The organism is Arthrobacter sp. Y3225209 (assembly GCF_059090685.1).
Genome location: NZ_JBNHFW010000002.1, coordinates 214304 through 241277, shown reverse-complemented (window position 1 = coordinate 241277; position 26974 = coordinate 214304). Strand labels below are relative to the sequence as shown.

General features: G+C 66.9%; 22 protein-coding genes. 10 read left to right on the top strand and 12 right to left on the bottom strand.

All coding sequences use genetic code 11. The features are described from left to right. The first annotated feature begins 2 nt into the window (after nt 1–2). On the top strand, nt 3–1634 hold the full coding sequence (pgm, locus tag AC5RVB_RS02615) for a phosphoglucomutase (alpha-D-glucose-1,6-bisphosphate-dependent) (protein ID WP_227903178.1): 1632 nt from the start codon (nt 3–5) through the stop codon (nt 1632–1634). A gap of 79 nt (nt 1635–1713) precedes the next feature. On the opposite strand, the gene AC5RVB_RS02610 is transcribed toward pgm, so the two are convergent. After that, nucleotides 1714–3147 (bottom strand): aldehyde dehydrogenase family protein, encoded by a 1434-nt coding sequence (locus AC5RVB_RS02610; RefSeq protein WP_494141877.1) that lies wholly within the window; start codon nt 3145–3147, stop codon nt 1714–1716. After that, nucleotides 3144–4016, bottom strand: coding sequence for an SDR family NAD(P)-dependent oxidoreductase (locus tag AC5RVB_RS02605; protein ID WP_227903176.1), 873 nt, complete (start codon nt 4014–4016; stop codon nt 3144–3146). Before AC5RVB_RS02605 ends, AC5RVB_RS02610 begins: the two co-directional genes overlap by 4 nt. A gap of 138 nt (nt 4017–4154) precedes the next feature. Between AC5RVB_RS02605 and AC5RVB_RS02600 the strand changes: the two genes are divergently transcribed. Then, entirely contained in the window at nt 4155–5468 is a 1314-nt protein-coding gene (locus AC5RVB_RS02600; protein ID WP_494141876.1) for a uracil-xanthine permease family protein, read from the top strand. A gap of 36 nt (nt 5469–5504) precedes the next feature. Here the strand turns inward: AC5RVB_RS02600 and AC5RVB_RS02595 are convergent, their stop codons facing one another. Continuing rightward, entirely contained in the window at nt 5505–6614 is a 1110-nt protein-coding gene (locus AC5RVB_RS02595; protein WP_494141875.1) for a glycerate kinase, read from the bottom strand. Between the two features lie 45 nt (nt 6615–6659). Continuing rightward, the gene (locus AC5RVB_RS02590; protein ID WP_494141874.1) at nt 6660–7457 is read right to left on the bottom strand and encodes a glycerophosphodiester phosphodiesterase family protein; all 798 of its coding nucleotides are present in this window, start codon (nt 7455–7457) and stop codon (nt 6660–6662) included. Between the two features lie 120 nt (nt 7458–7577). On the opposite strand from AC5RVB_RS02590, the gene AC5RVB_RS02585 reads away from it, so the two are divergent. From AC5RVB_RS02585 to AC5RVB_RS02575, 3 genes are read left to right on the top strand one after another with little or no spacing between them, the layout of a single operon-like run. Continuing rightward, entirely contained in the window at nt 7578–10133 is a 2556-nt protein-coding gene (locus AC5RVB_RS02585; RefSeq protein ID WP_494141873.1) for a bifunctional lysylphosphatidylglycerol flippase/synthetase MprF, read from the top strand. Between the two features lie 2 nt (nt 10134–10135). After that, nucleotides 10136–11428: an alpha/beta hydrolase gene (locus AC5RVB_RS02580; protein WP_494141872.1), complete on the top strand. Its 1293-nt coding sequence runs from the start codon at nt 10136–10138 to the stop codon at nt 11426–11428. Next, a complete protein-coding gene (locus AC5RVB_RS02575; RefSeq protein WP_494141871.1) occupies nt 11425–12210 on the top strand; it encodes a phosphatase PAP2 family protein in 786 nt (261 codons plus the stop codon). The genes AC5RVB_RS02580 and AC5RVB_RS02575 overlap by 4 nt, the downstream gene beginning before the upstream one ends. Here AC5RVB_RS02575 and AC5RVB_RS02570 read toward each other — a convergent pair. From AC5RVB_RS02570 to AC5RVB_RS02555, 4 genes are all read right to left on the bottom strand, one after another. Continuing rightward, the gene (locus AC5RVB_RS02570; RefSeq protein WP_494141870.1) at nt 12131–12982 is read right to left on the bottom strand and encodes an HAD-IIB family hydrolase; all 852 of its coding nucleotides are present in this window, start codon (nt 12980–12982) and stop codon (nt 12131–12133) included. The genes AC5RVB_RS02575 and AC5RVB_RS02570 overlap by 80 nt on opposite strands. 78 nt (nt 12983–13060) lie before the next feature. Next, complete coding sequence (locus AC5RVB_RS02565; protein WP_494141869.1) at nt 13061–13612, bottom strand: YbhB/YbcL family Raf kinase inhibitor-like protein; 552 nt, start codon at nt 13610–13612, stop codon at nt 13061–13063. An 89-nt stretch (nt 13613–13701) separates the two neighbouring features. Then, on the bottom strand, nt 13702–14616 hold the full coding sequence (locus AC5RVB_RS02560; RefSeq protein ID WP_227903167.1) for a carbohydrate kinase family protein: 915 nt from the start codon (nt 14614–14616) through the stop codon (nt 13702–13704). 34 nt (nt 14617–14650) lie between these two features. Next, on the bottom strand, nt 14651–15409 hold the full coding sequence (locus AC5RVB_RS02555) for an alpha/beta hydrolase family protein (RefSeq protein WP_494141868.1): 759 nt from the start codon (nt 15407–15409) through the stop codon (nt 14651–14653). Nucleotides 15410–15524: 115 nt separating this feature from the next. Between AC5RVB_RS02555 and AC5RVB_RS02550 the strand changes: the two genes are divergently transcribed. Both AC5RVB_RS02550 and AC5RVB_RS02545 read left to right on the top strand, forming a co-directional pair. Continuing rightward, nucleotides 15525–16640, top strand: a complete 1116-nt coding sequence (locus AC5RVB_RS02550; RefSeq protein WP_227903165.1) for a GTP pyrophosphokinase — start codon at nt 15525–15527, stop codon at nt 16638–16640. 103 nt (nt 16641–16743) lie between these two features. Further along, a complete protein-coding gene (locus AC5RVB_RS02545) occupies nt 16744–17784 on the top strand; it encodes a winged helix DNA-binding domain-containing protein (protein WP_494141867.1) in 1041 nt (346 codons plus the stop codon). A gap of 54 nt (nt 17785–17838) precedes the next feature. Here the strand turns inward: AC5RVB_RS02545 and AC5RVB_RS02540 are convergent, their stop codons facing one another. Beyond that, complete coding sequence (locus AC5RVB_RS02540; RefSeq protein ID WP_494141866.1) at nt 17839–18828, bottom strand: LacI family DNA-binding transcriptional regulator; 990 nt, start codon at nt 18826–18828, stop codon at nt 17839–17841. Nucleotides 18829–18987: 159 nt separating this feature from the next. Between AC5RVB_RS02540 and AC5RVB_RS02535 the strand changes: the two genes are divergently transcribed. The 3 genes from AC5RVB_RS02535 (at nt 18988) to AC5RVB_RS02525 (ending at nt 21120) form a co-directional block, all read left to right on the top strand. Next, complete coding sequence (locus tag AC5RVB_RS02535) at nt 18988–19986, top strand: SDR family NAD(P)-dependent oxidoreductase (protein WP_227903162.1); 999 nt, start codon at nt 18988–18990, stop codon at nt 19984–19986. Nucleotides 19987–20104: 118 nt separating this feature from the next. After that, a complete protein-coding gene (locus AC5RVB_RS02530; RefSeq protein ID WP_494141865.1) occupies nt 20105–20725 on the top strand; it encodes a zinc-dependent alcohol dehydrogenase in 621 nt (206 codons plus the stop codon). Then, entirely contained in the window at nt 20644–21120 is a 477-nt protein-coding gene (locus AC5RVB_RS02525; protein ID WP_494141864.1) for a zinc-binding dehydrogenase, read from the top strand. Before AC5RVB_RS02530 ends, AC5RVB_RS02525 begins: the two co-directional genes overlap by 82 nt. A 111-nt stretch (nt 21121–21231) precedes the next feature. Here the strand turns inward: AC5RVB_RS02525 and AC5RVB_RS02520 are convergent, their stop codons facing one another. The 3 genes from AC5RVB_RS02520 to AC5RVB_RS02510 form a co-directional block, all read right to left on the bottom strand. Further along, nucleotides 21232–21699: an SRPBCC family protein gene (locus AC5RVB_RS02520; protein WP_227903160.1), complete on the bottom strand. Its 468-nt coding sequence runs from the start codon at nt 21697–21699 to the stop codon at nt 21232–21234. Nucleotides 21700–21793: 94 nt separating this feature from the next. Then, nucleotides 21794–24292, bottom strand: coding sequence for a phosphoketolase family protein (locus AC5RVB_RS02515; protein ID WP_494141863.1), 2499 nt, complete (start codon nt 24290–24292; stop codon nt 21794–21796). 37 nt (nt 24293–24329) lie between these two features. After that, on the bottom strand, nt 24330–26921 hold the full coding sequence (locus tag AC5RVB_RS02510) for an ATP-dependent DNA ligase (RefSeq protein WP_494141862.1): 2592 nt from the start codon (nt 26919–26921) through the stop codon (nt 24330–24332). Nucleotides 26922–26974 lie beyond the last annotated feature (53 nt).

Below are 26974 nucleotides of genomic sequence, written 5' to 3'. Positions count from 1 at the left end.
GTATGTCTAATCGTGCAGGCAACCGTGCCGAACCTTCCGACCTTGTAGACCTCACCGCGCTGTTGGACGCCTATTACGACGTCGCGCCGGACCCATCGAACATCGCCCAGCGGGTGGCGTTTGGTACCTCCGGCCACCGGGGTTCCTCCCTGAACGGTGCTTTTAATGAACGGCACATTGCTGCCATCACGCAGGCGATTGTGGAGTACCGCACCTCGGCAGGCATCACCGGGCCGCTGTTTATGGGCAAGGACACCCATGCCCTCTCCGAGCCGGCACAGAACACCGCCCTGGAAGTCCTCGCCGCCAACGGCGTGAACGTGCTTATTGATGCACGGAACGGCTTCACTCCCACCCCGGCCGTCAGCCACGCCATCCTGAAGTACAACGCTTCGCGGACCGACCAGGCGGACGGCATTGTGGTCACGCCGTCCCACAATCCGCCTGCAGACGGCGGTTTCAAGTACAACCCGCCCACGGGCGGTCCTGCCGGATCGGACATCACCAACTGGGTGGCGGACCGTGCCAACCAGCTGCTTGAGGCCGGTCTGGAGGGCGTGAAGCGCATTCCGCTGGGCGAGGCCCGTCTGGCCGACTCCGTAGGGACCTACGACTTCCTGCAGAACTACGTCCAGGACCTCCCCTCGGTGCTGAACCTGGATGCCATCCGCAGTGCCGGGCTGCATATCGGTGCCGACCCCCTGGGCGGTGCGTCAGTGGATTACTGGGGCGCCATTGCCGAAGCGCACCAGCTGAACCTGAGCGTGGTTAATCCCAATGTGGATCCGCAGTGGGCGTTTATGACCCTGGACTGGGACGAGAAGATCCGCATGGACTGCTCCTCCCCCTACGCCATGGCGTCCCTGATTGCCCGTGCGGACCAGTACGACATTGCCACCGGCAACGACGCCGACGCCGACAGGCACGGGATTGTGACCCCCGACGGCGGGCTGATGAACCCCAACCACTACCTCGCCACGGCCATTGATTACCTGTACCGCAACCGCTCCGGCTGGAGCAGCGATGCCATGGTGGGTAAAACCCTGGTGTCCTCCTCCATGATCGACCGCGTCACGGCTGACCTGGGCCGGGTCCTGATGGAGGTACCGGTGGGCTTCAAGTGGTTTGTGCCCGGCCTGCTCTCCGGTGAGACGGCCTTCGGCGGCGAGGAATCCGCCGGCGCGTCCTTCCTCCGCCTGGACGGCAGCCCCTGGAGCACGGACAAGGACGGCATCCTTTTGGCCCTGCTGGCCTCGGAAATGACGGCCGTCACCGGCAAGACCCCGTCCCAGCGCTACCGCGAGCTGACGAGCAGGTTCGGGGATCCGGAGTACGCACGCGTCGATGCCCCCGCCACACGGGAACAGAAGGCGGCGCTGGCCAAACTCTCGCCGTCGGACGTCACCGCCACCACCCTGGCGGGCGAGGACATCACTGCCCGGCTGACCGAGGCCCCCGGCAACGGTGCACCCATCGGCGGGTTGAAGGTGACCACTGAGAACGCCTGGTTTGCCGCGCGTCCCTCCGGTACCGAAGATGTCTACAAGATCTACGCCGAATCCTTTAAGGGCGAGGAACACCTGCACCAGGTGCAGGCCGAGGCCAAGGCCATTGTGGACGGCGTGATTTCCTAGCTGTTCCCGCGCCGTGCGTGCGTAAACAGGGAAGGGGTGCACCTGCGGGTGCACCCCTTCCCTGCTTAACGCCCCGGGCTTAGAGCAGCCGGCGCAGGATCCGTTTCTTCAGCCCCGTGTAGGGCGGGTACGCGAAGCGCAGCGTGTCCAGGAGGGTGCCCTTGGTGAAGACCGGGCGCAGCTGGCTGAACGTGTCGAAGGAGTACTTGCCGTGGTACGCGCCGGTACCGCTGGCCCCGGCGCCACCGAAGGGCAGTCCGGGTACGGCCAGCTGCACGGTGCTGGCGTTGTGGTTGATGCTGCCTGCCCGCACGCCTTCCTCGAATTCGGTGCGGGCGGCCGCCGATTCGGTGTACAGGTAGGCCGAGAGCGGCACCGGACGGGCATTGATGAATTCCATGGCTTCGGCCAGGTTTTTCACCGTCAGCACCGGCAGGATTGGCCCGAAGATTTCCTCCTGCATCACCGGTGACTCCGGATCCACGTCCGTAAGGATGGTCGGTTCCAGGTACCGGGTGTCCCGATCGCTCCGCCCGCCGGTCAGCACCGTACCGCTGTCCAGGAGTCCGACCAGCCGTTCCCAGTGCTGTTCATTGACTATCCGGCCGTAGTCGCGGCTCTTGGCGGGATCCTTGCCGAACAGTTCGGCCACGGCCTTCACCAGGTGTTTCTGCAGCACCGGCGCGCCCTCTTCCGTAACCAGCACATAGTCCGGCGCCACGCAGGTCTGTCCGGCATTGAGGAGCTTGCCGAAGACCAGCCTGCGGGCGACGGCGGCCCAGTTCCCGTCCAGCACCACGGCAGGGGATTTGCCGCCCAGCTCCAGGGTGACCGGTGTCAGGTGCTCGGCCGCGGCCTGCAGGACAATGCGCCCCACACGTTCCCCGCCGGTGAAGAAGATGGAGTCAAAGCGTTCCTTCAGCAGAGCGGTGCTCACATCGGGGCCGCCCTGGACCACCGCAACGGCGTCGGAATCCAGGTAGTGCGGCACCAGGTCAGCCAGCATGGCGGACGTTGCCGGGGCCAGTTCGCTGGGCTTGAGCACGGCAGCGTTGCCGGCAGCCAGTGCGCCCACCAGGGGTGCCAGCACCAGCTGCACGGGATAGTTCCACGGCCCGATGATCAGTACCACGCCCAGCGGCTGCGGCTGGGTCCGTGCCGACGCGGGGGCCAGGCCGAGCGGCACCGGAACCCGGCGGCTGCAGGTCCATTGCTCAAGGTGCTTCAGCGCGTGCTCTGCCTCGGCGCGGACCAGTGACAGTTCCGTCACGTAGCTTTCCAGCGGGTTTTTGCCCAGGTCCGAGGACAGGGCGGCAGCGAACTCCTGCTCACGTTCACGCAACAGGCGCACGAGCCCCTCGAGCTGCTCCCGCCGCCACTCGAGCGGCCGGGTGCGCCCGGACGCGTGGGTTTTCCGCAGCCGGTCCAGGACCGGCGGCACGGCGGCAGGTGTACCGTCCGCCGGGGACCCCGCGGCGGATGGGTCAGTGAAAGCGGATACGAGTTCACTCATGCCCTGCTCGTTTCCTTCCGTTCGCCGGCGCTACCGGCTGCCGGTTTCCGCCCGGTGAAGTGGTCCATGGACTGGTAGACCTTGAAAACACGTCCGGCCACTACGTCCCAGGCCGGCTGCGGCAGCACATTGCGCAGGGCACTGCCCAGCGCAACGGTCCAGGGCAGCTGGATCCGCGCCTTGCCCGCCAGCAGTGCTGCCCAGGCCTTGTCCACCACGTACTGCGGTTCCATCAACGGCGTCATCAGGGGACCCCGTGCACCTTCGAACATTCCGGTCTTGATGTAACTCGGGATCAGCGTGGTGACTGCCACGTGCCCGTTGCCGGATTCGTTCAGTTCCAGGCGCATTGAGTCGCTCCACCCGATCACGGCCCACTTGGAGGCCGTGTACACACTCATTTTCGGGACGGAGAGGGTCCCCGAGGCAGAGGCCACGTTGAGGATGCGTGCCGGGGTGCGGCGTTCGATCATGCCCGGCAGGAAAGCACGGGTGACCTGCATGGGAGCCAGGGTGTTCACCTGCATCACGGCGTCAATGTCCGCTTCCGGGGCGTGCTCCCAGAAGTACTTTCCGCGCACGATTCCCGCGTTGTTGATCAGGATGTCCGGCACTCCTGCCTCATGGATCACCTGTTCCGCCGTGGTTTCAATGTCCGGCAGCGAGCTCACATCCACCGCGTAGGGGTAGATGGCGGACGCGCCCATTTCCCGCAGCTCTGCGGCGGTCTTCTCCAAGGCGTCGGCATTGAGGTCCCACAGCACCACTGCCCCGGCGCCTTCGCGGACGGCACGTTCGGCGTACAGCCGGCCCATGCCCATTGCTGCGCCAGTAATGAGAACTACGCGTCCTGAAACTGAAATGCTCATGCTGCTCCATTGTCCGATCGGTCTATTGTGAAAGGCCTGTACCGCTGCGCGCACTGCACGCTTATGCAACGTAACATCCCCGCAATCGGGGAGAGTTAGAATCTTGATTAAAACCCCCTGTCTTCGGAAGGCACCACCATGACCAGATTCGGTACAGCCTGGACACTCCACGGAGACGGCAAAACCATCAAACCGGGTTCCTACGTAGCTCCCGAGGAACGCCTAAGCTGGCCACGGACCATTGGCATCGGCTCCCAGCATGTGGTTGCCATGTTCGGCGCCACATTCCTGGTTCCGCTGCTGACCGGTTTCCCGCCAGCCACCACCCTGCTGTTCTCCGGTATCGGCACCATCCTGTTCCTGATCATCACCGCCGGCAAAGTTCCCAGTTACCTGGGCTCTTCCTTCGCCTTCATCGCCCCGATCATGGCTGCGACCAACCAGCACGGGCCGGGCGGCGCGCTGGGCGGCATCATCATGGCCGGCTTTGCCCTGTTCCTGATCGGCCTCGCCGCGCAGCTGGCCGGCACCCGCTGGATCCAGGTCCTGATGCCGCCCGTGGTCACCGGCACCATTGTGGCGCTGATTGGCCTGAACCTGGCCGGCTCCGCCCGGACTAACTTTGAGCAGGGCCCCGTGACCGCAGCGGTGACGGTAGCGGTGATCCTCCTGGCCACCGTCCTGTTCCGCGGCTTCATCGGCAGGCTTTCCATCCTCATCGGCGTGCTGGCCGGCTACGGGGTGGCAATGCTGCGGGGCGAAGTGGACTTCGCCGCCATCAGCGCCGCCCCCTGGTTCGGGCTGCCCGAATTCCAATCCCCCACCTTCCACTTCAATGTGATCGGGCTTTTCGTACCGGTGGTGCTGGTGCTCGTGGCGGAGAATATCGGCCACGTGAAGTCCGTGGCGGCCATGACAGGCCGTGACCTGGACCCGTACGCCGGCCGTGCCCTGATGGCGGACGGACTGGCCACCATGCTGGCCGGTTCCGGCGGCGGTTCGGCCACCACCACCTATGCCGAGAACATCGGCGTGATGGCCGCATCCCGGGTGTACTCCACGGCGGCGTACTGGGTCGCGGGTATCGTCGCCATCCTGCTGAGCCTGTTCCCGAAGTTCGGTGCGCTGATCGCCACCGTTCCGCCCGGTGTTCTGGGCGGTGCCGGCGTCGTCCTCTACGGCATGATCGGCATTCTGGGCGTGCGGATCTGGGTGGATAACCGGGTGAACTTCTCCAACCCGATCAACCTTTCCGCCGCCGGGCTGGGCCTGATTGTTGCAATCGCCGACTTCACCTGGGTGATCGGCGACCTGACCTTCGGCGGTATTGCCCTGGGCACCGGAGCAGCCCTGATCGCCTACCACGGCATGCAGGCCATCGCGCGCTGGCGGGGCACCGACCCGGACGAGCCGAGTGAGGACGCCGGGGCCACTCCGAGCCGGCTGGGCTGACTCGGCCGGCTGGCGGCTGGGCCGTCCCCGCCGTCGTCAGGCTCCTTCGAGGACCTGACGGGTGGCCCAGGCAACGTACTTCTCCGCCTGGGCCATGGCATCCTGCGGCCGCTGCACCACGTCCAGCAGGCTGACGGCGGCAACAATCCCGTAGGCCTCGAGCTGGTCCGGGGTGAGGGTGATTTGCCCTGCCACGGCAACTACCGGGATGCCGGCGTCCCGGGCAAGCAGCGCCACTTCCAGCGGGGCCTTTCCGTAGCGGGACTGCTCGTCCAGCGACCCTTCCCCGGTGAGCACCAAATCGCAGCGGGTCAGTGCCGCCTGCAGTCCGGTGAATGAGGACAGCAGTTCAAAGCCCGGGTGCAGGGTGGCGCCGGTGTATGCCAGGAAACCGGACGGGAAACCGCCTGCCGCGCCCGCCCCGGGAACATCGACGTCGACGCCGGTGGCTTCCTTCAGCAGGCGCGTCCAGATGCCCATGGCTTCTTCGAGCCGGTCCCGGGCCGCCGGATCAGCGCCTTTTTGTTCGCTGAAGATCGCTGCCGTGCCTTCGTATCCCAGCAGCGGGTTGCGGACATCGGCGGCAATCCGCAGCCGGACCCCGGCCAACCGGGGATCCAGTTCTGCTGCGTCCACAGCCGCGGCCTGCAGCAGCCCGGCACCGCCGGGCGGCACGGGGGCGCCGCCGTCGTCCAGGATCCGCAGGCCCAGGGCAGCCAGTGCGCCTGACCCGCCGTCCGTCATGGCTGAACCGCCTATGCCCAGGATGATGGTTTTGGCTCCGGCGTCCAGTGCCTCAGCGATCAGCTGGCCGCTGCCGTAGCTGGTGGCCGCCAGGGCCGTGTCGGGGGAAGGCTCCAGCAGGGTCAGTCCCGAAGCCCGTGCAGTTTCTATCAGGGCGGTGTCCCCGTTCAGGGCCCACACTGCCGTGACGTCCCGGCCCAACGGCCCGCGGACGCGGGCTGTGCGGGCTTCGGCGCCGGCTGCGAGGGCGGCATCGAGGGTGCCTTCACCTCCGTCAGCTACCGGAACGGAAACCACTTCGGCATCCGGGTACACGGCCAGGACCCCCTCCGCCATGGCAGCTGCGGCCTCCGCCGCGGAAAGTGATCCCTTGAATTTATCCGGAGCAATAACTACACGCATGCCTTCATCCTGTCAGCTGCCGCCGACATCCGGCAGCGTAACGCTTCAGCGCCACTGCCCCCGGCCCTTGAGGACATCCTTCAGGATGTCGGCGCGGTCCGAGACAATGCCGTCCACGCCCAGGTCCAGCAGCCGGTTCATGGTGTCTGCGTCATTGACTGTCCAGACGTGCACCTGCAGCCCGGCACGGTGGCAGCTGCGGACAAAGGCCGGCGTGACCACCGGGAATCGGCCGAAACTTACCGGCACCTGGACGCACTGGAACCTGCCCAGGCGGGAAAGTATCCGCGCCACCCGCAGGGGTGCCAGCAGGCGCAGTGCCGCCGTCAGGGTGCTGCCGGCTGAACTCGCGGCGGGCCGGTCCAGGCGCCGGAGTGTGCGCAGCCGCCGGATATCGGAGAAGGACGCCACCAGCACCCGGTCATGGGCCTGGTGCTTATTGACCAGCTGAGCCAGGAGGGCAGCGCCGGCTGCGTCCTTCACATCCACATTGAGGCGGATTTCGGGCCATTGGGTGAGCAGCTCCTCGAAGGTGGGGATCTGCTCCTTTCCTCCCACCAGCACGTCCTTCAGCTGGGCGCGGGTGAGCCCGCCGATCTTCCCTGCTGTTCCCCCGGAGATCCGGTCCACGGTTTCATCATGGAAGGCCATCAGCACGCCGTCGCTGCTGGTGCGTACATCCGTTTCCAGGTGGGTCATCCCAAGGTCCACGGCGGCACGAAAGGCGGAGAGCGTGTTTTCGTATCCGTCGGGCGAGAACCCCCGGTGCGCCAATGCGATGGGCAGCGGCGAATGGGAAGGGGCGTCCCCAGGAGCCAGGAAGTACGGATATGTTGGCGTCACGCTCGTACTTTACCCAACCATCGCGCCGGTCTGCGTTCCGGAGCGGGCGGTTCACGATACTGCGCGCCTAGAATGGCAGGACCCCGACCGGCAGCATCCCGCAGGATCGTGGAGGTAACCGTGCCCGACCCACCCCCCAATGCGCTGTACCGCTTTGGACGCTCCCTTTTCCGGCCGGTCGCGTTCCTGCGGGGCAGCGCCCGGAAGTCGCCTGCCACGCTGACCTATATTGCCGTTTTCTGGCTGCTGGGCGCGCTCACTTCCTCTCTCACCACCGGGCCGGAGGGGGAGCTGCTGAACCAGGTGGCGGTCTCCGCAGACAGCCTGGGCACCAACCCCGCAGCCCTGCTCCTTTGCAGCTTTTGGGCCAGCGGCCCCGGTGGATATGTGGGCGGGACGCTGGCGGTGCTCCTTCTCGGTCTCCCCTGTGAGCGGCTGCTGGGTTCCGGCAGGTTCCTGCTGGCGGGCTTTACCGGCCAGGTGGCCGGGGCATTGCTGGCCATAGGTTTCGCCTTCCTCACCAGTGCCTCGATCGGCGACTGGTCACGTGCCCTGGTCAGCGAATCCTATGTGGGTCCGATGGCGTTCCTTGCTGCGGTGGCAGCGGCGGCCAGCGCCCGGATGTCCACCCTGTGGCGCCGGCGGCTGCGGCTTACCCTGTTCACCCTCCTGGTCCTGCTTGCCCTGTACGCCGGGAGCTTATCCGACCTGATGCTGCTGGGCGCCGCCGCGGCGGGCGCCTTTGCCGGGCCCCTCCTGGACGGACGGCGCCCGCGCCTCCCCCACCGCCTGGTGACCAGCCGCCGCGAGGCGCGTGTCCTGGTGGCGCTGGTGGTGCTGGCCTCAGCGGCGGGACCGGTTATTGCCGCACTCAGCGACGCCGCCGTGGGCCCCCTTGCTGTGCTGCGCTACCTCTTCACCAGCGCTGACGTGACCACTCCCGCAGAGCTGGCCGAACTGTGCAACGGCGGCGCCTCCGCCCGTGAATGCGCCGTGGCCCGCCTCCAGCTCCGTGCCGGGCCGGCCGCATTCTTCCTCGCCGTCCTGCCCCAGGTCCTGCTGGCAACGTTCTCCGACGGCCTGCGCCGCGGAAGGCGTTTCGCCTGGCTGGCCGCCGTGCTGCTGCAGGGGACCATGACCCTGCTCGCCGCCGTCCGGATTGGAGTGGTACTCACCGGTGACCAGGCCCGGCTGCTGCCTCCCGGGGCGGGCAGCTCCGTCAAACTGGTTCTGCCCATGGTGGTTCCCCTGGCGGTGTTTGCCCTGCTGCTCATCACACGCGGGCTGTTCCCCGTGCGCGCACCCGTTGGAACCTACCGGCGGCTGGCCCTCACGGTTGCTGCGGCCGCGCTCATCCTGGCAGCGGTCTATCTGGGCGTGGCCCTGCTGGACCGCGACGGGTTCTCCCCGCAGGCAACTCCGGCGCTGGCTGTGGCTGACCTGCCGGACAGGTTCCTGCCCATTTTGGAGGTGACCAGCCGTGGCCCCGTCCTGGTTCCGGTGAGCCTGCCCGCGGTCCTCGCCTATGAAGGGGTGGGCCTGGTGTTCTGGCTTTTGGCCTGTGTCCTGCTGCTGCGCTCCTTTTTGATCCCGCCCCGCACTCCGGCCATCGCCGATGAGGAACGGGCACGGGAACTGTTGAAGGCCCACGGCGGAAGCACCATGGCATGGATGACGCTCTGGGCCGGGAACACCTATTGGTTTTCCCCCAGCGGCAACTCATATGTTGCCTACCGGGCGGACAGCGGGGTTGCCCTTACGGTGGGCGAACCCGTGGGACCGGCTGCCGAAATGCCCCGGACCGTGGCGGGATTTGCCGCCTTCTGCACCGCCAACGGGACCACCGCCTGTTTTTACTCCGTGGATGAACGGGTGCGCAGCATTTGTGCGGAGCTGGGTTTTTTCTCTCTTCAGGTGGCCGAGGAGACCGTGCTGCCGCTGGGGTCGCTGGCTTTCAAGGGCAAAAAATTCCAGGACATCCGCACCGCATTCAATGCTGCCCGCAAACAGGGCATCCAGGCCCGCTGGATCAGTTTCCCCACCGCGCCGCTGGCACTCACGGACCAGATCCGGGCCATCTCCGAGGAGTGGGTGGCGGATAAGCGGATGCCGGAAATGGGATTCACCCTGGGCGGGCTGGAGCAGCTCGAAGACCCGGAAGTGCGCTGCCTGCTGGCCGTCGACGCCGACGGCACTGTGCACGCGGTGACCTCCTGGCTGCCGGTGTACCGGGACGGACGGGTGATCGGCTGGACCCTGGACTTTATGCGCAGGCGGGGCACCGGCTTCCGGCTGGGCATGGACTTCCTTATCGCCTCCGCTGCCCTGTCCCTGCAGGAGGAAGGGTGCGCTTTCCTGAGCCTTTCGGGCGCACCGCTGGCCCGTTCCGACGCCAGACACGGCGACGACGGCGGGAACGGCGGAGACGATGCAGGCTCGCCGGTGATGGACCGGCTGCTGGACCGGTTGGGCGCCACCCTGGAACCGGTCTACGGGTTCCGCTCCCTGCTGGCGTTCAAAGCCAAGTTCGCCCCGGAGTATGTGCCGCTGTACATGACCTACCCCGATCCGGCCGCGCTGCCTGCCATCGCCAACGCCGTGACCAGGGCCTACGTCCCGGACCTTTCCCTCGGTCAGGGGCTGGTCCTCGCCCGGCGGATTGTGGACCGGACCTGACTATGTCCCTGATCGCCGGAGTGCTGCCCGCGGCTGTCCTGATTGCCGGGGTGCTGGCACTGGCCTGGCTCGGCTTCGCCAGCCGGAAACTGGGCTGGAGCCGGTTCCTGGTCTCTGTTGTGGTCTCATGCCTGCTGACCGGGCTGCTCTACCTGCTGGCTGAAATGGTGTTCCACTGGTGGAACGCGTCCCTGCCCCGGTTGCTCTACCTTTTCTGCGCCCTGGCGATCCTCGGAGTGCAGCTCGCCCTGCCCCAGGTGACCACCTCCGGCACCCGGGTGCACCGGCGGGCAGCCGGCGTGGTCGCGGCACTGGTGGTGGTGCTCGCACTGGCCTGCACAGTGAACATTGCCTACGCCCAATACCCAACGCTCGCCTCGCTGTTCAGTCCGCCGTCCCCGGAAGATGACCCGCTGCCCCTTCCATCCGCTCCCCGGAGCGACCTGCCGGCAGCATCGGAGCAGAACTGGACGCCCCCGCCGGACATGCCGTCGCAGGGCAAGGTCTACCGCCAGCAGATCCCCGGGCCGGTGTCCGGGTATGCCTCCAACCCGGCCCTGATCTACCTGCCGCCCGCGTACCTCGCGGATCCCGGGGCGGTGAACCTGCCGGTCCTTGTGCTGATCCACGGACAGCCCGGCGCCCCGGCGGACTGGCTGATCAGCGGCGGGCTGACGGAGATGATGAACTCGTTTGCCGCCCGGCACCAGGGACTGGCACCCGTGGTGGTGATGCCGGACCTCAGCAACGCCGGGAACAGCAACTGGCCGCTGTGCATGGACACCACAGTCAGCAACTCGGCCACCTATCTCGCCAAGGACCTGCCAGCCTGGGTGCAGCAGGAGCTGGGGGCCGGCACGGCAGGGCCGCAGCAGTGGGCAGTGGGCGGTTATTCCTTCGGTGGAACCTGCGCCGTCCAGCTCGCGGCCAACTATCCGCAGGTTTACCCCACGTTCCTGGATATCGCCGGAGAGAATGAGCCCACCGTCGCCAGCGGGCATGAGGACCTGCTCGATATCTATTTCGACGGGAATGAAGACTCGTTCCGGGAGCAGAACGCCGTGGACCGGTTTAAGGCCGCCCGGTACCCGGATACCGCGGGGATTATCGTCGTCGGCCGCGACGATAAGGTCTACGCGCCCGAGGGCCGGACGGTGTACGACGCCGCCAGGGCCGCCGGTGCCGACGTCCAGCTCCAGCAGCTGCCGGGCGGGCATTCGTGGCAGGTGTGGAAGGCCGGATTGCAGCAGAATCTGGACTGGGTGTGTACCCGGCTTGGCATACTGGAGCCATGACACCCGAGCCTGCACAGCGTTCCGACGGTACCGGGGTCCTGGACCGGGTGGGCCGGCTGCTGCATTGGATCAGCAGTGCCTCCTCTCCCCATGTGGCACTTCTGCTGGTGCTGGCCGTGGGTTTGCTTCCCGCCCTGGCACTGACCCTCGCCTCGGCCGAGGTCTACGAATCGGTGACCGATGCGGACGGCGTGGCGGGGCTGGATAAACCGGCGCTGGAACTGGCTTTGCAGCTGCGTTCCCCCGGGGTGGATGCGGCCGTCACCGGCTTCACCAACCTGGCCGGCACCGTGGGGATGCCGGTCCTGGCAGGACTCGCCGTCCTGGTGATGTGCCGGCTCTGGCGGTCCTGGACGCCGCTGGTCCTTACCGCCGCAGCTGCAGCGGGGTCCCTGCTGATGACCGTTGCCGGCAAGGCACTGATCGGGCGGACCCGCCCGGACCTGGCCGACGCGGTGCCGCCGTATGAGTCCTCGGCGTCATTTCCGAGCGGGCATACCCTGAACTCAATAGTTATTGCCGGGATTCTTGCCTATCTGGTGATCCTGTATGCGCGGAGCCGCGCGGCCAAGGTTGCGGCCGTCACGGCAGCCGCTGCCTTCACCCTCGCCGTCGGCCTGAGCCGCGTCTATCTGGGCCATCACTGGCTGACGGATGTCCTGGTGGCCTGGACCCTGGGTGCTGCGTGGCTGGCAGTGGTGATTACCGCGCACCAGCTTCTGAGGCTGCTGGCCGGGCGTCGAGCAGCCGTTCAAGAACCACCGCAACCCCGTCGTCCCTGAACGCGGGTGCGGTGTAGTCCGCGGCGGCACGGGCGGCCGGATGTCCGGAGGCCATGGCGTATCCGCGGCCGGCCCAGTTGAGCATCTGGATGTCATTGGGCATATCCCCGAATGCCACGGACTCCGCCGCCGCAATACCCCTGGCGGCCGCATACCCGGCCAGGGTGACGGCCTTGTTCAGCCCGGGCCGGGACATTTCCAGCAGCGGCGCTGAGGGCGCGGAGTGGGTGGTGGTGACCAGGTCCGCCACTGCGGGAGCTACCCGGTGCAGAAACTCGTCGGGGGAAACGTCATGGGTACGGGCCAGGAACTTGGCCACTCCGGTCTGGCCGGCCAGGGAATCCTGCAGCGGGCGGGGCACTATGGAACCGAGGATCTCGGCCGAGCCGGTGTCGGCGAATCCGGGTTCCAGGTGGATTCCGTCCACTGTTTCAGCGGCGAAACGCACCGCCGGGAAAAGCCCGCGGATCACTTCCGCTGCGGAGAACATCTGCTCAAGGGGCAGCAGCGAGGTGGAGAGCACCCGGTCCTGTGCCAGGTCATAGGTAATGGCGCCGTTGGAGCAGATCACGGTTCCCTCATGGCCTATCCGTTCACGGAGCGGATCCAGCCAGCGCGGCGGGCGTCCGGTCACGAACACCACGTCGATGCCCGCAGCCAGGCAGGCGCGAAAGGCCCGCACGGTGCGGTCGCTGATGCTGTTGTCCGCACCCACAATGGTGCCGTCCATGTCGCTCGCTACCAGCCGTACCGGCCCCGTCCGTTCCTGCATGCCATCCAGCTTACTGGCGGACCCGGCCCGGGCACGGTCCGGGCCGGGTGCTGCCGTGCCGCGACGGCTTTCCGGGGCTCAGGCCTCCGGGGCTTCGGCCGCCGGGATCTCGGCCCCGGCAACAATCCTGCCGCGGCCCAGGGTGTGCGTGAACAGGGCAAAGCCCAGGGCGGCCGGACTGGCATCAGGGGCAACGTCCAGCTTTTCGGTGTCCACGGCGTGGACCACTACAAAGTAGCGGTGCCGGCCGTGGCCGGGTGGCGGGGCGGCACCGACAAAGCCGGCAAAACCGGCGTCGTTGACCAGTTGCACGGTGCCTTCGGGCATCAGTGCCGAGTTGGCCGCGTCCGCTGCAAGTCCCGTGACCGAGGCGGGAATGTTAAAGGCGGCCCAGTGCCAGAAACCGCTGGCTGTCGGCGCATCCGGATCGTACATGGTCACCGCGAAGCTGCGGGTCCCCTCCGGGAACCCGGACCAGGTGAGCTGCGGTGAGGCGTCCTTGCCCCCGGGAACCCCCATCCTGCCGCTGTACTGTGCCGGCGCAAGTGTGCCGCCGTCGGTCACTTCCTCACTGTCGACGGTGAACTCCGGCACCTGTGGCAGGTTCGCGTATGGGTCTCTGTTTTCCACTGTTTCTCCTGGTTCTTCGGGGCGGATACGGACGGCCGCTGCAGGGCAGGGCCTGGGGACGCCTCGGCGCGATGGCGCGTCGGCGCGGTCTAGGAAAGTTCGCTGCGGTACGGCGGGTTGGCTCCGGCGCGGGAGACTGTGATGGCGGCGGCACGCGCAGCGAAGAAAAGCAGCTCTTCCAGGTCACGGAGGCCGATGCGGGCCAGGTTGCTGCGCCGGGCGCCGCCGTCCAGTTCGCGGTCCATCAGCCCCACCAGCAGGGCGGACATAAAGGAGTCGCCTGCCCCCACGGTGTCCGTGACTGTTACGGTCGGTGCCGCGACGGCGCAGTCACCCGCAGCGGCTACCGCCCACGGGCCGCGCGACCCCCGGGTTACCACCACCAGGGACGGTCCCGCCGCAAGCCAGCGCCGAGCCGAGCTTTCCGGGGATTCGTCCGGGTAGAGCCACTGCAGGTCTTCGTCGGAGGCCTTGACGACGTCGGCCAGCGCCACGAACTTCTCGGCCTGTTCCCGGGCATAGGACACGTCAGTGATGATGGACGGCCGGCAGTTCGGGTCGTAGCTGATGGTTGCCGAGGCGCGGGCACGTTCCACGGCACGGAAGACGTGCCCGGCTCCGGGCGCGAGCATGGCGGCGATGGACCCGGTATGCAGCATGGTGGTCCCGTCCAGCAGCGCCGGCAGGTTCGCGGCCAGGTCCGGCAGCTGCCACTCAAGGTCAAAGGTGTAGCGGGCACCGCCGGCCGGGTCCAGGACGGCGGTGGCCACGCTGGTGGGCAGATCATCTGCAGCGAATGCGGTCAGGACCGAATTCGCCCGCAGGTGTTCGGCAATCAGGGCGCCGTTGGCGTCGGAACCGAAGCGGCCCACAAACTGCACCGGGCGCCCCAGCCGGGCCACGCCCACGGCAACGTTCAGCGGACTGCCGCCGGGGTGGGAGCGGCGCGGCGCGGTATCGCTGACCACCTCATCAACAAGGGCTTCACCTATGACTGTAAGCACACTTTCAACCTAACAGAGCAGCTCCCGGGTTGCCTTATGTGCCGGTGATTCCGGCAGCCTCGCCGACCGCGCGGACGACGGCGTCCCAGGCCGGTGTGCCGGGTGTGATCATGGCGAAATGGTCGCCGGGAATGCGGCGCAGGTGGACCCGGCCGCCGGCCGCCGCGGCGGCCTCGGCCCAGCCGGCGGACTGGGTGAACGGCACCGTGGTGTCATCCTCCCCGTGCAGCACCCATGCCGGTACGCGCAGGGACAGCGCAAACATCGGGTCGGCCTCGCGGTAGCGCTGCGGATCCTCCTCCGGGCTGCAGCCAAGGAAGTTCTGCACGGCACCCTCGCTCAGGCCCAGCTCATGTGCTTCGGCCAGGTTCAGCACACCGGACTGGCTGACGACGCCGCTGACGGCAACGCGGGAGCCCGCCCGCGCGGCCGCGAGTACGGCCAGATGGCCGCCGGCGGAATGGCCCAGGAGGGTGATCGTGGACAGGTCAATGTCGAAGCTGCCGGCCGCGTCAGCCAGCGCGTCGATGCCTGCACGGATATCGGAGAAGGTAACCGGCCATCCGCCGCCGTTTCCCGCCCGCCGGTATTCCAGGTTCCAGCAGGCAAAACCGCGGTCAGCCAGGTCCCGGGCCAGCGGCCTGCCCAGCTCGGCGGTGTACGGCGCCCGCCAGTATCCGCCGTGGATGATGACCACGGTGCCCCGGGAGGGTGAGCCGCCGGACGGCAACGTCAGCTCGGCGTACTGCTCCGGGCCGGGGCCGTAGGCAATCCGACGGGGCGGTGCTGACATGGGGATCCTTCCGGCGGGGGCTTAATCTGATAGGGAGCCTACCGCCAGGTATCCCCGGCGGTTTGGTCAGGGCCGTGCCATAGGCTGGTGGCAGGCAGGGGAAAGGGATTTCGTTTTGAGCGCGTGGGACACATTGGATGAGCGGCTGCGGCCGGTGGTCCAGGCAAGTACTGACGAATATGCCCGGGTACGCCCCGGGCTGGAGGCAGTGACCGCTGAGATGGAAGCGAATCTGCGCAGCGTTTTCGCGGACAGCCCGGTGAAGCCGCTCTTCGTCGCCTCCCGCACCAAGTCCGTGGAGTCCTTCCGGGACAAGGCCTCGCGGATGCTGCCGCCGGAAAACCCCGGTGAGCTGCCCTCGCTCCTGTTTCCCGACCCGATGCGCAACCTCACGGACCTGGTGGGTCTGCGCGTCATCATGACCCTGCCGCACGAAGTGGATGAAGCAGCCAACCTGATCAAGCGCCAGCGGGCGGAATTCGACTGCCGCGGCGACCGGGAGAAGGACATCGGGTCCATCGAATCCGGCACCTACGGCTACTCCAGCCGCCACCTGATCCTGCGGACCATCCAGAACGAGACCGTACGGCAGTTCCACAAACTGCTGGAACCGGACCAGCGCCCCAACGGCAGCTACCTTTTCGAAGTGCAGATCCGCACCGTGCTGGCCCATGCCTGGTCCGAGATTGAGCATGACATCCGCTTCAAGGCCGGCGACCCGCGGGCCTGGAGCCCGTACTTTGACCGCCAGTTCACCGCCACGGCCGCCATGCTGGAAACCGTGGAGACCGCTTTTGCCGAGCTGCATGAACGGTATGAGACGGTGACCGGTTTCTGGGATGAAGACGGTGAGGGCAGCGCGCCGCTGACCCCGAACCGGATCCGCGACGTCTGGCTGACCCTGCTGCCGCATGTGAACCGCAAATCCGGGGATGACTGGGGCTGGGCGGCGGAACTGCTGGCCGCCCACGGCATGAAGACCACCATGGACCTGGCCGGGCTGCTGCAGGCCGATGCCATCACCAAGGTACGTGCCGCACTGGACCACCGGTATTCCCCGGGCCCGGACCGCCTGCTCGATGACCTGCTCCTGTGGCGCTTCGGCAAAAAGCACATTGACCTCACTGCAGAGCCGGAAGACGCCCCGGTGAAGCCACGGCGCGAGTCCCTGGGCCGCCGTTACCGGCAGATGCAGATTTTCCGCGCCAGGGAAGAGGACCAGCAGCCCTGACCACTGCTGCGCACGCGTTCCGGGCGTTTTCCGCTCCGGTCCCGGCAGCGGGGCGGGCTTTGAGTCCTTGCCAGTACCGCCAGGGTAGGTCAGGCTGGGCACCGTGGCCCAGAACCTCACGGATGCGCAGGCGCGGAGACTCCGCCTGCGGTCCCACCTGCTGACCGGATCAGACCTTGCACCCGCCGAAGCGGTGCGGCGGGCCGTGGGCCTGCAGGGACAGGATTTGCCCGCCGTCCTACGCGCCATCGCCATCCGGTCACGGCCCGGCACCACCGTGCAGGATGTCCGGGATGCCTTTGACAGCGGCGATCTGGTGCGGGGATGGCCCATGCGCGGCACCCTGTTCGCTACCACGCCGGGGCATCTGGCCGCTTTGCTTCATTTCACGGCCGAGCGCACCCACACCGCGACGGCCCGGCGACGGACGGAACTGGGGCTGGAGGAGTCGGTGCTTCGCCGTGGCCGGGACTCCCTTCGGGAGGCGCTGCAGGAGCGCCCGCTGCGGCGGGCCGAGGTCATGGACCTCTGGGCCGCCGCCGGGATCCGGACGGGCGACGGCCGCGGATACCACCTGCTGATGCATTTGGCGGTGGACGGGTTGTTCCACTGGGGCCGGTTTGCGCCTTCCGGCACCGAACAGCTTGCCACCCTCACGGAGCCCGACGGCGCAGGCGGCGGGGACCTCAGCGCTCTTGTCCGAGGCTTCGTGCTGGCCCGCGGTCCCGTCTCCGAGGCCGATCTGGCCTGGTGGACCAAGCTGCCCAAAACCGTGGTGCGCCGCGCCGCTGCGGGGGTGGCGGATCTTCAGGAAGTGCTGGTGCAGGGACGCCCGGCGTGGCTGATCGGGGAGGCATCGGAGCCGGAGCCCTCCGGCGCAACACTGGTACCGGGCTTCGACGAGTGGATCCTCGGGTATGCGGACCGCTCCCTGGTGGCCGGGCCGGCCGCCCTGCAGGCGGTGGTGCCCGGCAAAAACGGCATCTTCCGGCCGGCCGTCCTTTTCGACGGCACGGTGGTGGGCACCTGGCGGCCGCCCCGGGGCAAACGGGCGGCCGAACCGGTGATCAACCTCGTGGAACAGCTGAAAGCCAACGCCCGGCGGGCTGTGGAGAAGGCCGTGGCGGCATGGCCGCACGGGTAGCACGGATAGCACCGGTACATCCTCCGGCAGCTCGCCGGCTGAGCGTGCCCGGTTTCAGGCCGAGGCGCGCAGTATCAGGCTGACGGCGGGCGGTCCCGCCACTGCCAGCGCCGCACCGTCCTCGCCTGCTCCGGAGGCGGACGCCAGCGCGGCCTGGGCAAAATGCTCCCCCAGCCGGCGGGCATCCACGCTGACGGTGGTCAGCGGCGGCACGGCCAGCCCGGCCAGCGGAATGTCTTCGGCACCGATCACCGCCAGGTCCCGGGGTGCCTGCAGCCCGTGGACCGACAGCCCGGAGAGCACTGCGAAGGCGTGGTCGTCATCGAACGCGCAGACCGCGCTGACCCGCTGTTCCCCCTCCAGCCAGCGCTCGACGGCGGCCGCCGCCTCTGCTGCTTCCAGCCCGAGACGCTCGACGGCGGGTGCGGGCAGGCCGTACCTGGCACAGGCATCCCGGATCGCGGCCAGCCTGACCTTCACCCGCCAGGCGTACCCGGATTCCGGCGGCACGGCCACACCGATCCGCTCGTGCCCGGATTCCACCAGGTGCTTCACCTGCATCGCGCCAATGCCCAGATCAGGAGCCAGCGGGTCCCCCGCCGTCTGCGGCAGCGAAACAACCGTAATCCCGGCAGCCTGGACGGCGGCGATCTCAGCGTCCGGAAGCGGGGCAATCAAAATAAGCGCTGCGGGTGCCAGGGACTGCACCAGGGGTACCGCCCCGCCCCGGAACGGTACCCGGTGGGCCACCAGGCGCAGCCCGTTCCGTTCCACTTGTTCGGACGCGGCGTCGATAATCATGGCCAGGGCACGGCCCAGGGGTTCGGGCGGGAGCAGCATCAATACCAAGTCGCTGCGTCCGCGGCGCAACGTGCGTGCAGCAGTGGAGGGCGTGTAGCCGAGTTCCCGGGCTGCTGCGAGAACCCGGTTCCGGGTGGCAGCGGAGATACTTTGGCCTGTCCGGCCGTTCAGCACATAGCTGACTGTGGCGCGGGACACGCCCGCCGTCTTCGCTACATCGCTCGAGGTGGCCCTGCGTTCCACGGCCGTCCTTTCCGTCTTATGCCCGTCGGATTTCTCCGGTAGTCTGACATTACAGGCAACTTACACGTGTAAGTGACGAATCCACCGGCACGGGTAGACTGCCTCGCAACCTGCGGTCGCACCAAACCACGGCCGCCCCCGATTGGAAAGGACCGGTCCATGGCTAACCAGCCCATCACCGCCCAGAACACCGTCCAGCAGTGGCTCGACCACCCGGCAGGCGGCCCCGCCATCCGCGGCATGCTTGCCCAGGCAGGCAGCGACGAGTCCAGCCTGGGCCCGGCGCTGACCCTGAAGCTGCAGCAGCTGGTGGACCTGAGCCAGGGCCAGTTCCCGCAGGCCGCCGTGGATGAACTCGTGAAGGCGGCCAACGGCGGCGTTATGCCCGAAACCGAAGCAGCAGTGCTGCCCACGGTCGCCGGCCGCTTCGATGGCAAGACCGTGATCGTTACCGGCGCCGGCTCCGGCATCGGCCGCGCCACCGCCTCCCGAATTGCCCGTGAAGGCGGCCGCGTGATCGCCGTAGACATGGCAGAGGCAAAGATCACCGAGCTCGCGGAGCAGACCGGCGAAGCCATTGTCCCGGTCGCTGCGGACCTCACCGACGCCGCCGCCGTGGAGCGCATCATTGCCGCTGCCGGCGGACAGATCGACGGTCTGGCCAACGTGGCAGGCATCAATGACGACTTCTCCCCGCTGCACGAGGTCTCCGACGCCATGTGGCAGAAGATCTTCGCCGTGAACGTGGACGGCCTGATGCGCCTCACCCGCGCCGTACTGCCGACCATGCTCGAAGCCGGCAAGGGCTCCATTGTGAACATCACCTCCGAAGCGGGCCTGCGCGGCTCCGCCTCCGGTGTGGCCTACACCGCTTCCAAGCACGCCGTGGTGGGCATTACCCGCAGCACCGCGTTTATGTATGCCCGTGAAGGCATACGTGTAAATGCGGTTGCTCCGGGCGGCGTCGCCACCGGCATTCCGATGGGCGGCAAGACCAGCGAGTACGGTGAGGCCCGCCTTTCCCCCGCCCGGGTCAACATCCCGGGCCTCGCCTCGGCCGAGGACCTGGCGGCGTCCATCACGTTCCTGCTCAGCGACGACGGCGTCAACATCAACGGCGCCATCCTGCCTTCCGACGGCGGCTGGTCCGCGGTCTAACAACCGCACCCAAAACGACGGCGGCCGGCACTTTCCCGAGGGAAGGGACCGGCCGCCGTCGCTCTATCCCGCACCCACCATCACGACCACCATCACCATCACCATCAGGGAGAACACCATGAAATCCGTCCACGTCACCGGTCCGGACACCAATGAATGGGTGGAGGTGGACCGGCCGGCCCCCGGCCCCCGCGACGTCCTCCTGAAAATGAAAGCCTGCGGAATCTGTGGTTCCGATGCGTTCTACAGCCACGTCGGCGGGATTCCGCCGCGCCAGGGGGCTACCCCGCTGGGACATGAACCGGCTGCCGAAGTGGCGGAAGTCGGCGCCGAGGTCGAGGGATTCTCTGTAGGGGACCACGTGGTTATCGACACCATGGCCTTTACCGACGGGCTGCTGGGCAGCGGCGGTGCGCAAGGCGGACTGTCCGAATATGTACTGGTCAAGGACGCCGTTCCCGGCCGCCAACTCCGCGTAATTCCCACTGAAATACCGTGGGAGGTCGCTGCGCTCAACGAACCCATGGCCGTGGCCTACCACGCCGTGAACCGCACCAACCCCAAGCCCGGCGACAAGGTAGTGGTTTTCGGCGCGGGTCCCATCGGTTTGGTGCCGTATTGGGCTACCGCCGCCGTGGCGCCTCACACATCGTTGTTGTGGACATCATTGAGTCCCGTCTGGAGAAAGCCCTGCAGATCGGTGCAGACGCGGTCATCAACTCCGCGGAGGAGGACGTAGCAGCCCGGCTGGTCGAGCTGCACGGAGACGGCGCCACAATGCTTGTCCGCGGCACCCGCTCCGGCACGGATATCTTCCTCGACGCCGCTGGTGCGCCCGTGATTCCCAAGACGGTCGGTGACGTGGCGAAATCCGGTGCAGTGCTGGGTGTGGTTGCCGTGCACAAGAACCCCGTGGAGCTGGACTTCGGTTCCATCCTCACCACGGAACTGACCATTGTCTTCGCGATGGGCTACCCCACCGAGATCTTCGAGGTCACCGACGACATCATCGAGAACTGGCAGAAATACGCCCTGATCATCAGCGATGTCCTGCCGTTCGACCGGTCCCTGGAAGCGCTTGAGCTGGCGAAGACGCCTGGCGCTGCGGACAAGGTTGTAGTTCGGTTCGACTGAGTTCGGTTCGACTGAGTTCGGTTCGACGGAGTTCGGCTGTCCCGGCATAACGACGGCGGCCGGTCCCCTTATGAAAGGGAACCGGCCGCCGTCGTATGTTGTGGAAAGCCGCTACGCTCCGGAAACCGCTGCCGCGAGCTTGTTCAGCGATTCCTCCAGGTCGTCCTTGGACACCATCGGGAAGGAGACCTGCTTCAGCGTGTCCTTGTCGGTGACGTGGGACCAGTCATAGGTCAGCGTGACCTCGGTGGAGTCCGCGCCGTCGGGCTGGAGTTCCCAGACCCACTGCCAGCCCTTGGGTTCGGTGCCGGCCGGGGCGGTCTGCCAGGCCAGGATCTTGTTGTGGTCGTACCCCGTGACGTGGTTATCCGTCTGGTAGTCGCCCATTTTTTCATTGTGCATGTTCATGGTGAAAACCTGGCCGGAAGCCGTAATCCGGTCGGTCTTCTCGTCCGAGACCACCATGCCGGAACCATCCAGCTCATGGTGGCGCTCGGGGTTGGACAACAGATTGAAGATGTCTGCGGCCGAGGCATCGATGACCCGGGAAACTACAACGCTCGTCTGATCAGTGGTCAATGAACTCTCCTTCGATGGATGGATAGTACTTTTTCCACGGCGGCCGGCCGGTGGGCCGGCGCCGAAGCCTGTGCGTACCGCGCCTGGCCAAACCTCAGCCGGGCGTGTCCTGCTCTGCTTCCTGCAGGTTCCAGCCGGTGATGTACGGCGGATCCTGCCCCTCGTCGCGGGTGTACTGCCGGGCACGTGCCCGTTCGTCCTGCAGATACTGCCGGAAGGACGCCTGCGTCGATCTCAGCGACGCTACCCGGTCCAGCACGTCGATGGCCAATTGGAAGCGGTCAATCTGGTTCAGCATGGCCATGTCGAACGGCGTGGTGGTGGTGCCTTCCTCCTTGTAGCCGCGCACGTGCAGGTTTTCATGGTTGGTGCGCCGGTAGGTCAGCCGGTGAATCAGCCACGGGTAGCCGTGATAGGCGAAAATCACCGGCTTGCCGGTTGTGAAAAGGGTGTCGAAATCCCGGTCCGGCAGGCCGCTGGGATGCTCGCGCGGATCCTGCAGCGCCATCAGGTCCACCACATTGACCACCCGGATTTTCAGCTCGGGCAGCTGCTCCTTCAGCAGGGCCGCGGCGGCCACGGTTTCCAGGGTGGGCACGTCACCGGCGCAGGCCATCACGACGTCGGGCTCGGTCTTCCCGCCAGGGCCGGTGTCTTCGCTGCCGGCGAAGTCCCAGATGCCCACGCCGCGCTCCACATGCAGCAGCGCCTGTTCCGGATTAAGCCAGACCGGCGCCGGCTGCTTGCCGGAGACCACTACGTTCACCCGGTCCCGGCTGGCCAGGATGTGTCCGGCCACGGCCAGCAGCGTGTTGGCATCCGGCGGCAGGTACACCCGGATGACCTCCGCCTTTTTGTTCACCACGTGGTCAATGAAGCCGGGGTCCTGATGCGAGAACCCGTTGTGGTCCTGCTGCCACACATGGCTGGAGAGCAGGTAGTTCAGCGAGGCGATGGGCTGGCGCCAGGACAGGGAGCGGCTGACCTTCAGCCACTTGGCGTGCTGGTTGAACATGGAATCGACAATGTGCACAAAGGCTTCGTAGCAGTTGAAGACCCCGTGCCGGCCGGTCAGCAGATAACCTTCCAGCCAGCCCTCGCAGAGGTGTTCGGAGAGCACCTCGGCCACCCGCCCGCTGCGGGCCAGATGCTCATCCAGTTCATCGATGCGCTGTTGCCAGGCCTTGTCAGTGACGTCGTAGACGGACTGCAGGCGGTTGGATGCCGTCTCGTCCGGACCGAAGATCCGGAAATTGGACGGGTTTTGCCGAATCACCTCGCGGAGGTAGCCGCCCAGATTAAACATCGGGCTCACCCGTTCCGATCCTGGATGATCGATCTTCACCGCATGGTCCGCGTACCCGGGCAGGCGCAGATCCTGCAGCAGCCGTCCGCCGTTGGCGTAGGGGGTGGCGCTCATCCGCAGCTCCCCGGGCGGGGCCAGCGCGGCGATCTCCGCCACCAGCCTGCCCTCGGCGTCGAACAGTTCCGCCGGCCGGTAGGAGAGCATCCATTCCTGCAGTTGGGCCAGGTGCTCAGGGTTGTCATGGATTTCGGACAGCGGCACCTGGTGCGCCCGCCAGGTGCCCTCCACCGGAAGTCCGTCCACCATTCCGGGGCCGGTCCAGCCCTTGGGTGAGCGGAACACAATCATCGGCCAGCGCGGGGCATGCACCTCGTCGGTTTCCGCGGCGGGCACGTCCGCCGGCACCGCGGTGCGCTCCCCCGTGCGGTAGGGCGCCTGGATGGCGGTGATTTCGGCAAGGCAGGTTTCCAGCACGGCGGAGAAGTCCTCGTGCGCCTGCCCAACCGCCGCCGGGTCCTCCACGGTCACCACATAGGGCCGGTATCCGTAGCCCTCCAGCAGTTTGAGCAGCTGTTCCTCGGGCATCCGGGACAGGATGGTGGGGTTGGCAATCTTGTAGCCGTTCAGGTTCAGGATGGGCAGTACCGCGCCGTCCACGGCCGGGTCCAGGAAACTGTTTGAATGCCAGCTGGCAGCCAGGGGGCCGGTTTCCGCTTCGCCGTCGCCAATGACGGTGGCCGCAATCAGATCCGGATTGTCGAAGACGGCACCGTAGGCATGGGCGAGGGAATAGCCCAGTTCGCCGCCTTCGTGGATGGATCCCGGGGTTTCCGGGGCGGCGTGGCTGGGCACCCCGCCGGGGTAGGAGAACTGCCGGAACAGGGTGCGCAGCCCGTCCTCATCGCGGCCAACGTGGCTGTAGATCTCCGAGTAGGTGCCCTCCAGCCACGCGTTGGCCACGTTGGCCGGTCCGCCGTGCCCGGGCCCGGTGATGAACAGGACCTTCCGCTGCTGTTCGCGGATCAGCCGGTTTAGGTGGGCATAGATGAAGTTCAGTCCCGGCGTGGTGCCCCAGTGGCCCAGCAGCCGCGCCTTGACGTCGGAGGCCTCCAACGGCCGGCGCAGCAACGGATTGTCCCGCAGGTAGATCTGGCCCGCAGACAGATAGTTGGCCGCCCGCCACCACGCGTCCACGCCGGCGAGCTCGCCGTCGTGGTGCGGCTCGGTGCCGGGGATGCGTTCGTCGGCGGGAAGGTGTCCGGTTCCTGCGGTGCTGCTCTCGGTCATGTTCGGGGTCCTTTCACGGGATCCGGCGGACGCGCGGCTAGGCCGGCTCCACCACGACGTCGGAGGGTTTTTTATCCGGGCGCAGGCCGCGCCAAACGGGGTGGCGCAGTTTTCCGCTGCCGGTGCGCTCGGAGAACGTCACTTCCCCCACCAGTGCCGGACGTACCCATTGGGCATCCGAAGCGTCGGCTCCGGGCACATCGTCCAGCGGCGGGGTTTTGCGGGACATTTTCTTCAGCCTTGGACCGATCAGTGCCAGGTCCTTTTCACTCAGTCCTGAGCCGACCCGGCCGATGTATTTCAGGTCCACGCCGTCGGGAATGGCCACCAGCAGGGAGCCCACCTTGTTCTGCCGGTTGCCCTGGCCCGGCCGCCAGCCCACCACCACCACTTCCTGGGTGAACTGGTTCTTTAGCTTCAGCCAGTTTTTCGAGCGCCGGCCCGGGCTGTAGGTACTGGTGCGCCGTTTGGCCATCACTCCTTCCAGCCCGAGTTCCTTGCTGGCGGCGACGGCTTCATCCATACCCATGTCCAGCGCCGGGGGCACCTGCAGGTGCCCGTCCGGGGTGGCTTCCACCGCGGATTCGAGGATTTCCCGGCGCTGTTCGTAGTCCAGCTCCTCCAGGGACTTGCCGTCCAGCCACAGCAGATCGAAGACCATCAGGTGCGCCGGCGTCCGCTGCGCCGCGGCGGCTATTTCCCGCGGCTTACTCAGATGCATCCGCGGCTGCAGCAACCCGAAGTCCGGACGGCCGGCCTTGTTAAGCGTCACTATTTCCGCATCCAGTACGGCCCGCTCCCCGTTCAGGTGCCCGCTGAGATCTGCCAGTTCCGGATAGGCGGCGGTCATATCCTTGCCGTTGCGGCTGATCAGACGGGTCCCTTCCGGGGTTACGGTCACAACGGCGCGCACGCCGTCCCATTTCATCTCGAAGGCCCATTCGTCATCGTTGTTGATTTCGGCGCGGCTGCCCGCCGTCGCCAGCATCGGTTCGATCACCGGGACGGAGTTATCCGTTCCTTCCTCCGGCACGGTCGGTGCAGGACCGGTATCAGCCTCCGCCGCCGCTGCGACGGCGGCCTGCGGCGTCGCGGGCCGGGGCCTCCCCGCCTCCGGCTTTACCTTCCCGCCGCCGTCGGACTCGTCATCCCTGCCTTTTTCACCGGGCTTTGGCTGATCCTTCATGAGGTGAATGAGCCAGTTGTTGTTTGCCTTATCACCGCCCGAGCCGGTGTGGATCAGGGCAAAACGCCGGTCCGCCGCCCCCTGTCCCGCCAGGCCGCCGTCGGGCTGGCCGTGCAGAACGGCAATGACTTCCTTGCCGTCCCGCCATTTTTCCCGCTCGTAGGTGCCGTGATCCCAGATTTTGACGTCTCCTCCGCCATATTCCCCCTTTGGAATATGTCCTTCGAAGGTTCCGTAGTCCAGCGGATGGTCCTCGGTCTGCACCGCCAGGTTGTTTTTGCCGGTGGTGGACGGCGGTCCTTTGGGCAGCGCCCAGGAAACCAGCACGCCGTCGTGTTCCAGCCGGAAATCCCAGTGCAGGCGGCGGGCGTGGTGCTCCTGGATAACGAAGCTGTTCCCCTCCGTGGGGGTGGACGGCTCTTCCGGGACCGGCTCCGGGGTTTTGGCCGCGTCACGCATGCTCCGGTATTTCCCCAGCCGGTCCGCGGACCGGCTGCCGCCCGCTTCCTCTTCAACCGCCTCTTCCAAGGCCTTCTCCGCGAAGGTTCCGTCCGCCATCCCGGCCAGCGGGTCCGGATCATCGAGGCGTTCCAGCACCTGCTCGTAATCCAGTTGAGCCAGGCCGGGATCCTCGAGCTCCGCCCAGGTCCGGGGCGCAGCCACGGTCGGCTGGAAGCGCCCGCGCAGCGAATAGGGGCAGATGGTGGTTTTGTTGCCGTTGTTCTGGCTCCAGTCCACCAGTACCTTGCCCCTGCGCAATGACTTCTTCATGTCACTGACCACCAGGTCCGGGTTATCCGCCTCCAGCGCCCGGGCCAGCTCGTGGGCCACCGCATTGACCTCATCCGAGGTCTGACTGCCGTCCAGCGCTGCGTACAGGTGGATTCCCTTGGACCCGCTGGTGACCGGCCGGGCATCCAGGCCCATATCAGAGAGGATGGACCGGGCCAGCCGGGCTACTTCGGCGCACTCAGCCAGCCCGACGCCCTCTCCGGGATCCAGGTCCAGCACCATCCGGTCCGCAGCGCCGATTTTGCCCCGCGGGCCGAACTGCCACTGCGGCACGTGGATCTCCAGGGCCGCTGACTGGGCCAGCCAGGTGAGGGTGGCCAGGTCATTGACCACCGGGTAATAGTTGGTCGAGGTTTTGTGCTCAATGGGGAACCGTTTCACCCACGACGGCGCGGAGTCCTCGATGTTCTTCTGAAAGAACACCTGTCCCGGCTCCTCCGGTGTACCGACGCCGTGCACCCACCGTTTGCGGGTGGCCGCACGGTTGCGTGAATGCGGAAGCATGTAATCCGCCACGGCGGCGTAATAGGAAATGACGTCGGCTTTGGTGGTCCCCGTTTCGGGGTACAGCACCTTGTCGAGATTGGTCAGGCGGAGCCGGTGTCCCTCCACGCTGACGGTTTCCTGCGTTTTTCCTCCGCCTGTCGCCATGTCCCCTAGTCTTACCGGGATACGGGGCAAACGCCAGTATTTCATCAGGGGGC

Coding starts and splice junctions, on each gene's coding strand:
- AC5RVB_RS02595 (WP_494141875.1), bottom strand. CDS start 6,614: ATGCGTGTAGTTATTGCTCCGGATAAATTCAAGGGATCACTTTCCGCG.
- AC5RVB_RS02530 (WP_494141865.1), top strand. CDS start 20,105: ATGAAATCCGTCCACGTCACCGGTCCGGACACCAATGAATGGGTGGAG.
- AC5RVB_RS02535 (WP_227903162.1), top strand. CDS start 18,988: ATGGCTAACCAGCCCATCACCGCCCAGAACACCGTCCAGCAGTGGCTC.
- pgm (WP_227903178.1), top strand. CDS start 3: ATGTCTAATCGTGCAGGCAACCGTGCCGAACCTTCCGACCTTGTAGAC.
- AC5RVB_RS02515 (WP_494141863.1), bottom strand. CDS start 24,292: ATGACCGAGAGCAGCACCGCAGGAACCGGACACCTTCCCGCCGACGAA.
- AC5RVB_RS02570 (WP_494141870.1), bottom strand. CDS start 12,982: ATGCAGGAACGGACGGGGCCGGTACGGCTGGTAGCGAGCGACATGGAC.
- AC5RVB_RS02610 (WP_494141877.1), bottom strand. CDS start 3,147: ATGAGTGAACTCGTATCCGCTTTCACTGACCCATCCGCCGCGGGGTCC.
- AC5RVB_RS02580 (WP_494141872.1), top strand. CDS start 10,136: ATGTCCCTGATCGCCGGAGTGCTGCCCGCGGCTGTCCTGATTGCCGGG.
- AC5RVB_RS02600 (WP_494141876.1), top strand. CDS start 4,155: ATGACCAGATTCGGTACAGCCTGGACACTCCACGGAGACGGCAAAACC.
- AC5RVB_RS02555 (WP_494141868.1), bottom strand. CDS start 15,409: ATGTCAGCACCGCCCCGTCGGATTGCCTACGGCCCCGGCCCGGAGCAG.
- AC5RVB_RS02510 (WP_494141862.1), bottom strand. CDS start 26,921: ATGGCGACAGGCGGAGGAAAAACGCAGGAAACCGTCAGCGTGGAGGGA.
- AC5RVB_RS02575 (WP_494141871.1), top strand. CDS start 11,425: ATGACACCCGAGCCTGCACAGCGTTCCGACGGTACCGGGGTCCTGGAC.
- AC5RVB_RS02605 (WP_227903176.1), bottom strand. CDS start 4,016: ATGAGCATTTCAGTTTCAGGACGCGTAGTTCTCATTACTGGCGCAGCA.